Annotated in this window: 12 protein-coding genes and 2 rRNA genes; 4 read left to right on the top strand and 10 right to left on the bottom strand. The window is 43.3% G+C overall.

Annotated features, from left to right (window positions below; genetic code table 11):
- Window positions 1-419: 419 nt before the first annotated feature.
- A complete protein-coding gene (lptB, locus tag H8744_RS07905) occupies window positions 420-1,184 on the bottom strand; it encodes an LPS export ABC transporter ATP-binding protein (protein WP_305067355.1) in 765 nt (254 codons plus the stop codon).
- 74 nt (window positions 1,185-1,258) lie between these two features.
- Here lptB and H8744_RS07900 point away from each other — a divergent pair, with 74 nt between their 5' ends.
- The 4 genes from H8744_RS07900 (at window position 1,259) to H8744_RS07885 (ending at window position 5,552) form a co-directional block, all read left to right on the top strand.
- Entirely contained in the window at window positions 1,259-2,002 is a 744-nt protein-coding gene (locus H8744_RS07900; RefSeq protein ID WP_262434319.1) for an MlaE family ABC transporter permease, read from the top strand.
- Window positions 1,999-2,784 carry an ABC transporter ATP-binding protein gene (locus H8744_RS07895; RefSeq protein ID WP_262434318.1) on the top strand — a complete coding sequence of 262 codons (786 nt, stop codon included), beginning with the start codon at window positions 1,999-2,001 and terminating at the stop codon, window positions 2,782-2,784. Before H8744_RS07900 ends, H8744_RS07895 begins: the two co-directional genes overlap by 4 nt.
- Before the next feature lie 175 nt (window positions 2,785-2,959).
- Window positions 2,960-4,918, top strand: coding sequence for a tetratricopeptide repeat protein (locus H8744_RS07890; protein ID WP_262434317.1), 1,959 nt, complete (start codon window positions 2,960-2,962; stop codon window positions 4,916-4,918).
- A gap of 457 nt (window positions 4,919-5,375) precedes the next feature.
- Window positions 5,376-5,552, top strand: coding sequence for a hypothetical protein (locus tag H8744_RS07885; protein WP_262434316.1), 177 nt, complete (start codon window positions 5,376-5,378; stop codon window positions 5,550-5,552).
- Window positions 5,553-5,702: 150 nt separating this feature from the next.
- On the opposite strand, the gene H8744_RS07880 is transcribed toward H8744_RS07885, so the two are convergent.
- The 9 genes from H8744_RS07880 to H8744_RS07840 all read right to left on the bottom strand — a co-directional run bounded on the left by H8744_RS07880 (window position 5,703) and on the right by H8744_RS07840 (window position 15,219).
- The gene (locus tag H8744_RS07880; protein ID WP_262434315.1) at window positions 5,703-6,350 is read right to left on the bottom strand and encodes a response regulator; all 648 of its coding nucleotides are present in this window, start codon (window positions 6,348-6,350) and stop codon (window positions 5,703-5,705) included.
- An 82-nt stretch (window positions 6,351-6,432) separates the two neighbouring features.
- Complete coding sequence (gene der, locus H8744_RS07875) at window positions 6,433-7,746, bottom strand: ribosome biogenesis GTPase Der (RefSeq protein WP_305067354.1); 1,314 nt, start codon at window positions 7,744-7,746, stop codon at window positions 6,433-6,435.
- Window positions 7,747-7,794: 48 nt separating this feature from the next.
- Window positions 7,795-8,676, bottom strand: coding sequence for a GTPase Era (era, locus tag H8744_RS07870; protein ID WP_262434314.1), 882 nt, complete (start codon window positions 8,674-8,676; stop codon window positions 7,795-7,797).
- A gap of 89 nt (window positions 8,677-8,765) precedes the next feature.
- Window positions 8,766-9,770 (bottom strand): beta-ketoacyl-ACP synthase III, encoded by a 1,005-nt coding sequence (locus H8744_RS07865; RefSeq protein ID WP_262434313.1) that lies wholly within the window; start codon window positions 9,768-9,770, stop codon window positions 8,766-8,768.
- A 103-nt stretch (window positions 9,771-9,873) separates the two neighbouring features.
- On the bottom strand, window positions 9,874-10,059 hold the full coding sequence (gene rpmF / locus H8744_RS07860; RefSeq protein WP_077155371.1) for a 50S ribosomal protein L32: 186 nt from the start codon (window positions 10,057-10,059) through the stop codon (window positions 9,874-9,876).
- 13 nt (window positions 10,060-10,072) lie between these two features.
- Window positions 10,073-10,654 carry a YceD family protein gene (locus tag H8744_RS07855; protein ID WP_262434312.1) on the bottom strand — a complete coding sequence of 194 codons (582 nt, stop codon included), beginning with the start codon at window positions 10,652-10,654 and terminating at the stop codon, window positions 10,073-10,075.
- A gap of 157 nt (window positions 10,655-10,811) precedes the next feature.
- Complete coding sequence (locus tag H8744_RS07850; protein ID WP_262434311.1) at window positions 10,812-11,957, bottom strand: sensor histidine kinase; 1,146 nt, start codon at window positions 11,955-11,957, stop codon at window positions 10,812-10,814.
- Between the two features lie 199 nt (window positions 11,958-12,156).
- Window positions 12,157-12,267, bottom strand: a 5S ribosomal RNA gene (gene rrf / locus H8744_RS07845).
- Between the two features lie 67 nt (window positions 12,268-12,334).
- Window positions 12,335-15,219, bottom strand: a 23S ribosomal RNA gene (locus H8744_RS07840).
- Window positions 15,220-15,315: the final 96 nt, after the last annotated feature.

Raw genomic sequence — 15,315 nt, 5'->3', positions numbered from 1 at the left:
AACGTCGGGAGAATTATTCGGATATGGTAATAAAGAATGCTCGAAACCCTTCCCAATGGCAGGTGGTTGTAAATATAAAACACATAGATTGACATCTTCATATTTTTACATTAGAAAACGGTGTCAGAACACTCTAGTCTCTAACCACCCCTCTTTTAGTTACCGTATTTCCGACTTTATCTTCTGAAACTGCTTTATCTTGTTTATCAGTTATGGGTACTCAATTTATTGGGTATGGCTACCCTGTGCGTAGGCTATTAATGACCAGCGTACTGGTTATTAATAGCCAGTACGCTGAGTATTAAAGGTTATCACATGGAATATTAATGATCCGCAATGCAGATATTAGTGAAAAATGCGCCTCTTATTAACGGCTGACTTATTAATTCGTGATTCTCGCCACAGGTTGGCTTGTAAAATCAATCTTTCACCATTTGAAAATCCTTCCGACGAAGCACAAAACTGTTACTCAAATACTTCTCTCGTACGATTTTATTTTCAGCAAGTTCTTCCGGTGTTCCCTGAAAAAGAATTTTCCCTTCAAACAGCAGATAAGCACGGTCGGTAATGCTCAAAGTCTCCTGTACGTTATGGTCGGTAATAAGGATGCCAATGTTTTTATCTTTCAACTTCCAGACTATCTGCTGAATATCTTCCACTGCTATGGGGTCGACACCCGCAAAAGGTTCATCAAGCATGATAAACTTCGGATCGATAGCCAAGCAACGGGCAATCTCCGTACGACGACGCTCGCCTCCGGACAACTGATTACCTTTATTCTTGCGTACCTTTTGCAAACGGAACTCTGCTATCAGGCTCTCCAACTTATCCTTTTGATACTCTTTTGATTTGTTCGTCATCTCGAGGACGGAAGCGATATTATCTTCCACACTCATCTGACGGAACACGGAAGCTTCCTGAGCCAAATAACCGATGCCGGTCTGTGCCCGCTTGTAAACCGGATATTTCGTAATCTCCAGATCATCCAGAAAAATGCGCCCCTCGTTGGGAGTAATCAATCCCACGGTCATATAAAAAGAAGTGGTCTTACCGGCACCGTTCGGTCCCAGCAACCCCACAATCTCACCTTGTTTCACATCAATGGAAACATGGCTGACCACCGTTCGTTTACCGTACTTCTTCACCAAATCTTCCGTACGAAGCACCATTTTGCTTTCTTCCATAACATGTTATTTTGCGGCAAATGTAGTAAAAATAAGCCGAAAATAGGTACATTTGCAGACAAATATACGAAGTTATGATCAAAGCATTAAGGACTGTCGGAGCATACATGATACTTATGGGGCGTACATTTGCACGACCAGAGCGGATACGTATGTTTTTCCGTCAATATCTCAAAGAGATAGAGCAACTGGGAGTCAACTCCATCGGGATCGTATTGTTGATTTCATTTTTTATCGGTGCAGTAATTACGATTCAAATAAAACTGAACATCGAAAGTCCGTGGATGCCTCGCTGGACAGTCGGCTACGTCACCCGCGAAATCATGTTGCTGGAATTTTCTTCCTCCATCATGTGTCTGATTCTGGCAGGTAAAGTAGGTTCAAACATCGCATCCGAATTGGGGACAATGCGTGTGACGCAACAGATCGATGCGCTGGAAATCATGGGAGTGAATTCGGCCAATTATCTGATACTCCCGAAGGTGGCAGCCATGGTGACAACCATTCCGATCCTGGTAACATTCAGTATATTTGCAGGAATCATCGGTGCTTTTGCCACTTGCTGGTTTGGAGGCATCATGACTGCAACGGATTTGGAGTACGGACTACAATATATGTTCGTTGAATGGTTTGTCTGGTGCGGAATCATCAAATCGCTATTCTTTGCCTTCATCATCGCCAGTGTAGCATCTTATTTCGGCTATACGGTAGAAGGCGGCTCGATAGAAGTAGGCAAGGCTTCGACAGATGCGGTGGTTTCCAGCAGCGTGCTTATTTTGTTTTCCGATTTGATATTAACTAAACTCTTGATGGGATGATTGAAGTAAAAGGACTCTATAAATCATTTGAAGATAAAACAGTATTGAACGATATAAATGCTACCTTCGAAAACGGGAAGACAAACCTGATTATCGGTCAAAGCGGTTCCGGAAAAACTGTACTTATGAAATGTATCGTAGGCTTGCTGACACCTGAAAAAGGAGAAATACTGTATGACCACCGCAATTTGCTGGCGATGGGAAAAAAGGAGAAAAAGATGTTGCGCCGGGAGATGGGAATGATTTTCCAAAGCGCTGCCCTTTTCGACTCCATGTCCGTACTCGACAATGTGATGTTCCCATTGAACATGTTTAGTAACGACACGTTGCGGGATCGTACAAAGAGAGCCATGTTCTGTTTGGATCGTGTCAACTTGGGAGAAGCCAAAGATAAATTCCCCGGTGAAATCAGTGGAGGTATGCAGAAACGTGTGGCTATCGCACGCGCCATTGCCTTGAACCCACAATACCTCTTCTGTGACGAGCCGAACTCCGGACTGGACCCAAAAACTTCTTTAGTCATCGACGATCTGATCCATGACATTACGGTAGAGTATAATATGACTACCATCATCAATACTCACGACATGAATTCGGTATTGGGCATCGGTGATGAAATCATTTACATTTATCAAGGGCATAAAGAATGGGAAGGAACCAAAAACGATATCTTCACTTCAACAAATAAACGCTTGAACGACTTCATCTTCGCATCGGATCTACTGCGCAAGGTCAAAGAGGAGGAATTGAGAGAGAAGGCAGAAGGAAAAAGGGAGAATTAAGAAGGGATAAAAGAAAAAGGCAATTGTTATTTTTTTGACTTGGAGGATGACTAAAACTTCTAATGTAAATCGGTACGTACCAATCATTAAAAGTGTCTCCCCAATTAAGTATTTTCACTCTAAGAAGAAAACAAGATAGATATTTTTCGTGCAAAACAAATAATAATCAAATAGTATGTCGAAATGTACTGTTGTATGGGTTTACATTTTCCTGACGGTATACATATGCATGGCATGTCACTCCGGAACAGGAAAAGATTCAAATAAATGCCGACAACCGGAAGAAGAATTCAAAGCGTTGAAAACAGAAATCAGCGAGAAAAAATATCCTGAAGCGATGGCTGCAATCAAACAATTCATATCGAGGCTTCCAGCCGATGACATGGCAAATGATTCACTGCAGCACTACTGTCGTATCTATATAGATGCCTTCTTTAACATAACAGATGCAACCAAGACATATGCCAAAGGAATAGAATATATAGACAGCCTTCACGAGCAACCTTTCCTTCGTACCTACTGCCACCAGCAACTAACAGTGACCAAAGCGCATCTTTTCCAGCTTCTCGGAGACAAGCAGAATGCCGTCAGCACAGCAGAGAAGTATTTGGCGCTTCCTCCCGAAACAGACAATGGACTAAGGATTCAGAATCTTGAAATGGCAAGTTGTGTATATTATTATTGCTCGGATCAAATCGGCAAAGCGATCAGCTTGCTTGAACAAGCCGCAATCCTCCACCAGCAAGGGGCTGAGTTCAAAAATATGGGAAGGGTATTCTCAAGGCTGAGTTCTTACTATCGGCAACAAGGACAATACGAAAAAGCAGTTTCCATGAATCAAGAAGCGATAAGCAGTTTTGATGATTCCCAATCACCCATCAATGTGATGGTAGCTTACGGAGAACAAGCGGACATCTACGCGGAACTGGGACTCTATGAACAAGCACTCAGCCACAACGCACAAGCCGTAAGATACTCACTACAGATGGATAGCCTCGGGCTAGGCGACGTCTTTCGCAATCGGGCCGCCATTTTTAAGCAAATGGAAAATCGGGACTCTCTATTTTATTACCTACAACTGGCAAAAAGCATCTCTGCCTTACAAGGAAAATTCAAGGGAATATTCATAAGCAATATCGAATTATTGAATGCTTATACCGACTACCCCGACTCCATTGCCAAGGCTTTGCAATTGGCAGAAGAAGTTTGTAGAGATACGGCAGGCATCCCTCTTTGGGCCAAATCACAATTGAAATTGTATAATGGGAAAGCTTTCATTGCTGACGGAAAATTGGCGGAAGGAGTAAGATTGGTAAAGGCAGCAGCAGAAGATTTTGAGAAATCAGGGTGGAAGGAAAATGAAATCATAGCCCATACGCTGTTGATGGACGCTTATCGAAAGCAAGGGATGAACGAGCAATTTGCTTATTATTATGAAAAGACAAAACCTGTTTTGGATTCATTAGCAAGCATGGACGTAAAACGGGCGGTGATCGGAAATAATATACGGTATGAAACGGAACGAAAAGAACAAGAGAACAATTTACTGACAGCCAAGGTGGAGTTGCAGCAACAAGCATCGTTTTATCAGATTTCGTTGATTGTACTCCTCTTGTTACTTTTAGTTTCGAGTATAGCATATATGCTGATCCGCCATAAGGCCTCCCGACTCTTAGTGGAAAAGAAGGAGCGGGAAATCGAAATCCAAAAGAAGGAAATGGAACTAAACCAACACGAAATCGAACGTCTCATTAACCGTCAACAGGAGTTAAATCTGCGCAACGAACAACTATCGCAGGAGATAGAGAAGGCATTAGCCGACAATAACCTCGAACCGATACGCACGTTGACGGCACAAAGCATCATCAGCCGGGAAGACGAAGAACAGTTCAAGCACTCTTTCGCAGTACTGCATCCCAATTATATCCCGGTGCTTCGTGAAAAGTTTCCGCAACTAACCCGGAGTGAAGAGCTACTTTCAATGTTAATCAGCATGAATCATACCTCGGCAGAGATCGCCTTATTTATCGGAATCAACCCACAAAGTGTAAACATAGCCCGATCACGTCTGCGCAAAAAACTGAACCTGCAAAAAGGGGAATCACTGGAAGAGCATTTCAAAGCTCTGTTATAGGCTGGAAACATCTTCTCTGAAAGGGTAGAAGCTACTATCATCCAGCAGGACATTGCAATACCCATGCTAATTCTCGTGATTCCTGAAAAAGGGCAAGCACTATACTATGCGTAATTGTACTACCACCTAGCCTTACATATTCACTTTTTGTACATTATCATCCCATAAAGGTACAAAAGGCGAGAATATAACATATCACATAGTGGATAGTTTACATATTATATCCTCAACATGGAGGATGTCAACAAATTTCAGCCACAACCTTCCATACAACATCAGCAAAAGAGAAGAATTAAATAGCTGATAATCAATACATGAATAGAGTGTTTTTTACCTCGGTGACTAACGGCCTCTTCATCGGTGATGAAGAGGCTCCTCATCGGTGGCCAACGGGGTGTTCCTCGGTGAGGAAGGATGCCTTCAGTAGCAAGGTACTCTCATGTAATATTTTTTCTCTATGACATTCCATAAAATGGCACTCACCATCTTCGTCCGGAATATCCGGCTAATGCCGCATTGCCGGACAATGAACTCTTTCTGTCCGGACAGTAAGAATATCTTTTTGGAAGTGGAAAAAATAAAGGGACATATCCCGAAATCAGGATATGCCCCTTTTTATTGTAAAACCAGTTAATAGAATTGACATATATCATCACGATATATTCACGTCTTCTGTTTCATGTTGAAACTTAAAAGAGAGTTATTTCAATTACTGGGTCAAAGGTAAAGGATAATTTAGATATATACATCACGGAAAACCGTGACAAACGATAATTAAAACAAATTATCCGACTTTTATCCAACCTTGTGCCATAGCTTTCACAACCAGGTCGATTGCATTCTTTGCATCGAATTTCTGAATCAACCGACGACGAAATGTCTCAACAGTATTTTCCGTAATATCCAACCGCAATCCTATCTCGGCAGTTGAAAGCCCTTCAGAGACGGCTTGCAACACTTCAAGCTCTCGCCTCGTCGGTACATCTTTGGGATGTATATCACAAGAAGCATGATTCAACTTCTGACGGATACTCTCAAAACGCGGACATGTATACGCTTTACCTTGCAAGACACTTTTTATTGCCTTTTCTATTTCAATAGTATCCGAAATTTTCAATGTCACCGCATTTACTCCCTGGCGAACCAGCCTGTTGATATACCATATCTCGTCATGCATCGTATTTACAATAATGCGTGCATCTTCATTTATTTCCCGAATCATATCGATTAATTCGAATCCGGACACATCAGGAATGCTTATGTCGATAATATAGATATCATAGTCACGCTCTTCGATCAGTGCTATGGCTTCTCGCCCAGTAGTTACGGCATTTGCCACAACTACCTCCGGTATCCTACCAAGAACTTTGCACAATCCCTCAAGTATCAATGCATGATCATCTACGATTAGAATCTCCGCTTTTTCTTTCATAATGCTTATGCCTGTTAATTAGTCTTATACAAATATATACATTATCGTTGAAAAGCCTAGTTTTTTTACCGTTTATTTCCAATTACTTCTGACGAATATAAACATTGATGGGTGTTCCGGTCAAATCCCACTTCTCTCGCATCTTGTTTTCTAAGAAACGTTTGTACGGCTCTTTCACGTATTGTGGCAAATTTGCAAAAAAGACGAAAGAAGGCACCTTAGTGTTAGGCAACTGGGTGATATACTTAATCTTAATATATTTTCCTTTGATGGCAGGTGGGGGATAAGCTTCGATCAAAGGAAGCATTTCTTCGTTCAGGCGAGCTGTCGGTATCTTAACAGTACGATTTTCGTATACTTCACGTGCTGCTTCCAGCACTTTAAGAATACGTTGTTTGGTTAATGCTGAAGCGAAAATAATCGGGAAATCGACAAAAGGAGCAAAACGGGAACGTATAGCTTCGGCAAAAGTCTTCATCACTTTATCCGACTTCTCTTCTACCAAATCCCACTTATTAACAACAACTACAAGTCCCTTCTGATTCTTTTGGATCAATGAAAAGATATTAAGATCCTGGCTTTCAATCCCACGGGTAGCATCTACCATCAGTATACAAACATCCGATCCTTCTATGGCACGGATGGAGCGAACCACAGAGTAATATTCCAAATCCTCGTTTACCTTGTTTTTCTTACGGATACCTGCCGTATCGACTAAATAAAAATCAAAACCGAACTTATTATAACGAGTGTAGATTGAATCACGAGTAGTCCCGGCTATTTCAGTCACAATATTACGGTCTTCACCGATGAAGGCATTGACAATAGATGACTTCCCGGCATTAGGACGCCCTACCACAGCGAAACGAGGAATATCTTCATCCAGAATCTCATCAGATTCCTTCTTGAACTTGCTGACAATCACATCCATCAGATCCCCAGTGCCACTACCGCTTACAGCCGAAATGCAATATGGATCGCCTAAACCTAATTTATAAAACTCTGCTGAATTATACCGTAACTCATGGTTATCGGTCTTATTTGCTACTATGATCACAGGACTCTTTGATCGGCGCAATATAGTAGCAACTTGCATATCCAAATCGGTTACACCATTCATTACATCCACTACAAACAGAATAACATCGGCTTCATCCACAGCCATCAATACCTGTTTACGGATTTCTTCTTCAAATATATCGTCAGAATTGACAACCCAGCCACCTGTATCAACTACAGAGAATTCACGGCCCAGCCATTCCGACTTGCCATACTGTCTATCACGGGTAGTTCCCGCTTCATCATTCACAATAGCCTGACGAGTCTTTGTCAAGCGGTTGAATAAAGTCGACTTTCCCACATTGGGCCGACCTACAATTGCAACTAAATTTCCCATAGCTTACATATTATTATTACGACTATCACAGTCGATCCTATTACTTTCCTAATCTAACTGATAACCAAAGTTACGCAACTCCTTGTCTGAACTGCGCCAATCTTTGTCTACCTTTACATATGTTTCCAAAAAAACAGTCTTTCCGAAGAAACGTTCAAGATCACGGCGAGCCTCTGTAGCCACTTTTTTCAAAGCTTTTCCCTGCTTGCCAATGATAATTCCTTTTTGAGAGTCACGTTCCACATAAATTATGGCACGTATAAATATCTTATTTTCTTCCTCTTTGAATTCCTCCACAGCAACTTCCACAGAATAAGGAATCTCCTTATCATAATACAGCAGAATCTTCTCTCTGAGAATTTCGTTTACAAAGAAACGTGCCGGTTTGTCCGTCCATTGATCTTTACCAAAATAAGGTGGTGAATCAGGAAGCAACTCTTTAACTCTCTTCATCACATAATCCACATTGAACTTCGTAGCTGCCGAAATCGGAATAATCTCAGCCTGGGGAAGCAATTCTTTCCATTCTTCTACCAACTTGATTAGCTTTTCCTGATCAGTAAGATCTATTTTATTTATAAGTAGAAGTACCGGAACAGTCATCTTACGCACTTTCTCAATAAACTCACTGTTTTTATCAGGAGTTTCTATTACATCTGTTACATACAACAGAATATCTGCATCTGTCAGTGCTGAAGTAGAAAAATTCAGCATCGACTCCTGCAGCTTATAATTTGGCTTTAAGACACCCGGAGTATCGGAAAAAACTATTTGCATGTCATCTGTATTATAAATTCCCATAATACGATGACGGGTGGTTTGCGCTTTAAAAGTGGCAATTGATACCTTTTCACCCACCAACACATTCATCAATGTCGATTTCCCGACATTCGGATTACCTACTATATTTACAAAACCTGCTTTATGCATATCACCGTTCGTTTATTGATTTAGACAAAAAAACGCATCGAACCGAAATAAGATGCGTTTTATGTGTTATATATCAGTAATGATTGTTACTATTTCTTCTGTGAATCATAACCCCACTTCACATAAACGGCTCCCCAGGTAAACCCTGCACCAAATGCTGTAAAAATCAGGTTATCGCCTTTCTTAAGTTTATCCTCAAAATCCCAGATACACAATGGCAAAGTTCCAGCACTGGTATTACCGTATCTGTCGATATTGATTAAAACCTTATCTAACGGAAGCTCTAAACGATGAGCTACCGCATCAATAATACGCATATTTGCCTGATGTGGAACGATCCAATTAATATTATCTTTATTTAAACCATTCCGTTCTGCAATTGCAGCACAACTATCAGACATGTTGGACACAGCATATTTAAATACTGTTCTACCTTCTTGGTAGATAAAGTGCATATGATTATCAACGGTAAAATAAGAAGGAGGACAAACTGAGCCACCCGCTTTCATATGAAGGAATGGCAGACCTTTACCATCTGTTCTCAATAAAGCATCCATGATACCTACGTCTTCCGTTGTCGGCTCTAACATAAAAGCAGCTGCACCGTCACCAAAAATAGGACATGTAGCACGTTCAGTATAGTCTACCATCGATGACATTTTGTCTGCACCCACAATGATAATCTTTTTGTATCTGCCCGAACGAATGAAATTAGCAGCCGTTTCCATTAGAAATAGAAAACCACTACAAGCCGCCTGTAGATCAAAAGCGAAGGCGTTTTTTAGTCCGAGTTTGTCACAAAGGATAGAAGCAGTGGAGGGGAAGTGATAATCAGGAGTAGTAGTTGCAACAACGACCAGATCAATGTCGTCAGGATTAGAACCGGTTTTCTGCATTAATTGCTTGCAGGCTTTACGAGCCATATACGAAGTACCCAATCCTTCTTCATTCAGAATTCTTCTTTCTCTTACCCCGATACGAGTCATAATCCATTCATCATTCGTATCTACCATCTTTGATATCTCGTCATTAGTCAAGACATAATTAGGTACATATCCACCGACTCCTGTGATTACTGCATTTATTTTTTCCATCAATTCAATTTTAAATAAGCAATACCATAATACTTAAAGCAGCCGGAGAGCAATGCCCCCTGGCTGTCTGATTAAGTATAAGTCTATCCAGACTGTACAAATATTATACAGCTGCCTCTTTTACGATAGCGAGTTTACCTCTGTAATAACCGCAAGCACCGCATACAGTATGATAAACATGCCATTCGCCACAGTTAGGACATATAGCCAAAGTAGGTGCTACTGCCTTATCATGAGTTCTTCTCTTTGCAGTTCTTGTTTTCGATTGTCTTCTCTTAGGATGTGCCATTTTCTTTTAAACTTTAATTATTATCTAATATTTTTTTTAATTCATTCCAGCGGGGATCGATCTGTTCCTCGGCTTCTTCTACAACGATATCATCGCCACCACCTACAGATTCGAATGCATCATCACTTTCTTCATCCGCATTGTTTCTAAGGTGCTTGCTCAATTTACCGGTCATAGTTTTATTACACTTACCGGGTGCGTGGACATGCTTCATCGGAATAGCCAAAGCTATAAATTCATACATAAACCATGCGACATTGATCTCTCCTTCTTCTTCAGGGATCACAATTAAGTTATCCCCTTCCTCTGCATATTCATGACCAAACTTAACCATCAACTTATCAGAAGAAGTAACAGGCAACTCCATCTCATCCAGACAACGGTCGCATGGAACCCATACGACACCATCGGTCTGAAAACTTAATTCAAAAGCACGCGATGTCTTTTTGACAGTCAACTCCACATTAACCTTACCCTTCTGAACCTCAGGACCATCAATGTGAGAGAAATAAAGGTTATCAAGAACAAATTCATACTTAGTAGAATCTGCCTGCATGCCTTTCAAATCAATTTTATATTTATCAAACTTTCCCAAAGCTCTACTTTTTTAATCGTTGCAAAGGTATAAAAAAAGCCTAATCATCCTGTTCTTCATCCTCTCAAATTCCAATAAGAAACAATCGGATGGACAGAATTCGGGCGACAAAGATACAAATAATAATCCTCATAACACACAAATTATCAGTAAATATTTACTTTTTAAGTTCTATTCTAAATACTGTACCTTTATTTAATTCTGATTGTTTCACATATATGCGTCCTGAATGATACTCCTCAACAATTCTGCGCGCCAATGAAAGCCCAAGTCCCCAACCTCTTTTCTTAGTCGTATAGCCAGGAGTGAAAATTGTTTGGTGTTTACTCTTTATTATTCCTTTTCCTGTATCCTCTACATCAATATACCAACGATTAGTAGAGTCTGTGACAGTAATAATAATCTGTCCTACTCCATTCATTGCATCGATAGCGTTTTTACATAAATTCTCTATCACCCATCCAAAGAGTGAAGAGTTTAAAAGAATAATCACTGAATCACTAGGCAATTTAGTTTGTATCTTTACCTTATCCGATGTTCGGCGGGCCATGTACTCAGTCACTTCTTTTAATAATATTCTTAAATCGACTTTTTCCATCTCGGGAGCAGACCCAATTTTTGAAAATCGGTTAGCAATCATTTGCAAACGCGCCACATCCTCTGCCATACACGGAATTAAATTATCCGACGGATATTCATCTCTCAATAATTCCGTCCATGCCATGAGCGAAGATATAGGAGTACCTAACTGATGGGCAGTTTCTTTAGACAAACCGACCCATACTTTATTTTGTTCCGCTTTCTTCGAACTAAGTAAGGCAAATATTGCAACCAAAACAAAAATCAAAACAACTCCCAACTGTACATAAGGATAAACCGAAAGCCGCATCAACATTAAGGAATCTTTATAATAAACATCAATATAGTCAGCTCCGGAAGAAAGGTCCATTCGTATCACACTACCCCCTTCTTTAAAAGACTCCAATTCGGCATTTAGATATGCTACCGAATCTTTAGCAGGAATATCAATATTACGATAAGTCTGAATATTTCCCGCTGTATCCGCTACAATTACTGGAATAGTGTTATTGGCATTCAAAACTTTCAACACAAGATTTAAATCCATATTCTCGTCTGCAGTACTAAAAGCTCGCATTGCTTCCGCCCAGACTTCCATTCTTAATCTTTCTTCCATAGAAAGATCCTTCACTAAACGATGAGAAACATATAAAGAAGCTACAGCTATGATTACAGCTGTTATAACTAATATAACTTTAATACGCCGGATATCAATAATTTGCATAAAAATAAAATTTACTAATATATAACGTAGTAGTACTCTAAAAAGTGTGCAAATTCTATTATGAGTAAAGTTTTAGTGCAGCATGAACATTCCGTCGCGCCTTCCGGGCGTCTCCGGCCTCCCGCGGGGGGGGGCGACGGCGGCCCGCGGCAAAAAGAAAAGCCCCCCCGCGTCCCTTCAGGGGCGCGGGGGGGCGGCAAGACGGCGGCTACCTACTCTCCCACTGTTACGCAGTACCATCGGCGTGGCCGGGCTTAACTTCTCTGTTCGGGATGGGAAGAGGTGGAACCCCGGCGCTGTAGCCACCTGAATGAGGCGGACATGACGGAAAAGCAAACGAAGGGCGAACCCGCAGGGCGGGGCGGAAAGCGCCGGGCGGACGGAAGTGGACGGGCAATTAGTAGGGCTCGGCTGTGGTATTGCTACCTGTACACCTGCCCCCTATCGACGTCATCGTCTATGACGACCCTAAGAAATCTAATCTTGTGGCTGGCTTCGTACTTAGATGCTTTCAGCACTTATCCAGTCCCGACTTAGATACCCAGCGATGCACCTGGCGGCACAACTGGCAGACCAGAGGTCGGTCCAACACGGTCCTCTCGTACTAGTGTCAGAGCCACGCAAATTTCATGCGCCCACGATAGATAGAGACCGAACTGTCTCACGACGTTCTGAACCCAGCTCGCGTGCCACTTTAATGGGCGAACAGCCCAACCCTTGGGACCTTCTCCAGCCCCAGGATGTGACGAGCCGACATCGAGGTGCCAAACCCCTCCGTCGATATGAGCTCTTGGGAGGGATCAGCCTGTTATCCCCGGAGTACCTTTTATCCTTTGAGCGATGTCCCTTCCATGCGGAAACACCGGATCACTATGCTCTAGTTTCCTACCTGATCGACTTGTGAGTCTCCCAGTCGAGCGCCCTTATGCCATTACACTCTGCGGACGGTTACCAATCGTCCTGAGGGCACCTTTAGAAGCCTCCGTTACACTTTTGGAGGCGACCACCCCAGTCAAACTACCCGCCAAACAGTGTCCTCGCAGCGCGAGTTAGAACTCAAATAACCGAAGGGCCGTATTTCAACAGCGACTCCGCGGATACTGGCGTACCCGCTTCAATGTCTCCGGCCTATCCTACACATCAATTACCCAAATTCAATGTTAAGCTATAGTAAAGGTTCACGGGGTCTTTTCGTCCCATCGCGGGTAATCGGCATCTTCACCGATACTACAATTTCACTGAGCTCACGGTTGAGACAGCGTCCAGATCATTACACCATTCGTGCAGGTCGGAACTTACCCGACAAGGAATTTCGCTACCTTAGGACCGTTATAGTTACGGCCGCCGTTTACTGGGGCTTCAATTCAATGCTTCCCTTGCGGTGACATCTCCTCTTAACCTTCCAGCACCGGGCAGGTGTCAGGCTGTATACGTGATCTTTCGATTTTGCACAGCCCTGTGTTTTTGTTAAACAGTTGCCTGGACCTATTCTCTGCGCCCCGCCTCGACGGCGGGGACCCTTTATCCCGAAGTTACAGGGTCAATTTGCCTAGTTCCTTAACCGTGATTCACTCAAGCGCCTCAGTATATTCAACCCGACTACGTGTGTCCGTTTGCGGTACGGGTACCTCGAAGATTAAGTTTAGCGGATTTTCTTGGGAGTATGCTTACGCGCACTATTGGATTGTCCGTAAGGACGCTCCATACTATCAGGTTCGACTCAGACCCCGGATTTGCCTGGGATCATCGGCATCTACACCCTTCAACCAGCTATTCCGTCAGCTGGCGGCGCTGTCACTCCTCCGTCTCCACGTCACTCTTCAAGGTAGTACAGGAATATTAACCTGTTCTGCCATCGGCCTCACCCTTCGGCTGAGCCTTAGGACCCGACTGACCCTGATCCGATTAGCGTTGATCAGGAAACCTTAGTCTTTCGGCGAGGGGGTTTCCCACCCCCTTTATCGTTACTTATACCTACATTTGCTTTTCCACACGCTCCAGCATGGCTCGCGCCAAGCCTTCGACGCCGAGTGGAATGCTCCCCTACCGATACTTGCGTATCCCACGGCTTCGGTAAAACGCTTGATGCCCGATTATTATCCACGCCAAACTCCTCGACTAGTGAGCTGTTACGCACTCTTTAAATGAATGGCTGCTTCCAAGCCAACATCCTAGCTGTCTTAGCAATCTGACTTCGTTAGTTCAACTTAGCGTTTATTTGGGGACCTTAGCCGGTGGTCTGGATTCTTCTCCTTTAGGACACGGACCTTAGCACCCATGCCCTCACTCCCGGGGTAAAACTAATGCGCATTCGGAGTTTATCAAGACTTGATAGGCGGTGAAGCCCTCGCATCTTATCAGTCGCTCTACCTCACATTAGTAACCCCCGAGGCTGCACCTAAATGCATTTCGGGGAGTACGAGCTATCTCCAAGTTTGATTAGCCTTTCACCCCCACCCTCAGCTCATCCGGAAGCTTTTCAACGCTTATCGGTTCGGTCCTCCAGTTAGTGTTACCTAACCTTCAACCTGGCCAAGGGTAGATCACTTGGTTTCGCGTCTACTCCTTCCGACTTGACGCCCTGTTCAGACTCGCTTTCGCTTCGGCTGCGCGTCTCGAGACGCTTAACCTTGCCGGAAAAAGTAACTCGTAGGTTCATTATGCAAAAGGCACGCCGTCACGGCCAAAGGCCGCTCCGACCGCTTGTAGGCGCATGGTTTCAGGGACTATTTCACTCTTCTGTTCGAAGTGCTTTTCACCTTTCCTTCACAGTACTGGTTCGCTATCGGTCTCTCGGGAGTATTTAGCCTTGCCGGATGGTCCCGGCAGATTCACGCAGGATTCCTCGTGTCCCGCGCTACTCAGGATGCCACTAGGGTTCAGTTGGGGTCGTGTACCGGATTATCACCGTCTATGATCTCACTTTCCAGAGAGTTCCACTCGCCAACTTTCGTCCCACAACGTGGTCCTACAACCCCATGCATGCCGTGACATGCATGGTTTGGGCTCTTCCCCGTTCGCTCGCCACTACTAGGGGAATCATTGTTTATTTTCTTTTCCTGCGGGTACTAAGATGTTTCAGTTCCCCGCGTTAGCCTCCATCGCAGGATGGATAGTATCCCTTCAGGATACTGGGTTGTCCCATTCGGAAATCCGCGGATCAGGGGTCATTTGCACCTACCCGCGGCTTATCGCAGCTTATCACGTCCTTCGTCGCCTCCGAGAGCCAAGGCATCCGCCATGCGCCCTTTATTACTTCTGTCCGCCGCCGCGGGAGCGAGGACGCGTTCGCACACGTCAGCGCCACCCCGGACGGCTAATACTTTCAGCTTTTCGCTTTTCGTTTACTTTTGTACAT

Source organism: Jilunia laotingensis, assembly GCF_014385165.1.
Lineage (GTDB): Bacteria > Bacteroidota > Bacteroidia > Bacteroidales > Bacteroidaceae > Bacteroides > Bacteroides laotingensis.
Note: the sequence above shows the minus strand (reverse complement) of the source record. Positions and strands in the feature narration are given on the sequence as shown.

What these genes read in the sequence shown, in the direction of transcription:
- era (WP_262434314.1), bottom strand. Translation starts at nt 8,676, where the DNA reads ATGCATAAAGCAGGTTTTGTAAATATAGTAGGTAATCCGAATGTCGGG.
- lptB (WP_305067355.1), bottom strand. Translation starts at nt 1,184, where the DNA reads ATGGAAGAAAGCAAAATGGTGCTTCGTACGGAAGATTTGGTGAAGAAG.
- H8744_RS07885 (WP_262434316.1), top strand. Translation starts at nt 5,376, where the DNA reads ATGACATTCCATAAAATGGCACTCACCATCTTCGTCCGGAATATCCGG.
- H8744_RS07890 (WP_262434317.1), top strand. Translation starts at nt 2,960, where the DNA reads ATGTCGAAATGTACTGTTGTATGGGTTTACATTTTCCTGACGGTATAC.
- rpmF (WP_077155371.1), bottom strand. Translation starts at nt 10,059, where the DNA reads ATGGCACATCCTAAGAGAAGACAATCGAAAACAAGAACTGCAAAGAGA.
- H8744_RS07865 (WP_262434313.1), bottom strand. Translation starts at nt 9,770, where the DNA reads ATGGAAAAAATAAATGCAGTAATCACAGGAGTCGGTGGATATGTACCT.
- H8744_RS07895 (WP_262434318.1), top strand. Translation starts at nt 1,999, where the DNA reads ATGATTGAAGTAAAAGGACTCTATAAATCATTTGAAGATAAAACAGTA.
- der (WP_305067354.1), bottom strand. Translation starts at nt 7,746, where the DNA reads ATGGGAAATTTAGTTGCAATTGTAGGTCGGCCCAATGTGGGAAAGTCG.
- H8744_RS07850 (WP_262434311.1), bottom strand. Translation starts at nt 11,957, where the DNA reads ATGCAAATTATTGATATCCGGCGTATTAAAGTTATATTAGTTATAACA.
- H8744_RS07900 (WP_262434319.1), top strand. Translation starts at nt 1,259, where the DNA reads ATGATCAAAGCATTAAGGACTGTCGGAGCATACATGATACTTATGGGG.
- H8744_RS07880 (WP_262434315.1), bottom strand. Translation starts at nt 6,350, where the DNA reads ATGAAAGAAAAAGCGGAGATTCTAATCGTAGATGATCATGCATTGATA.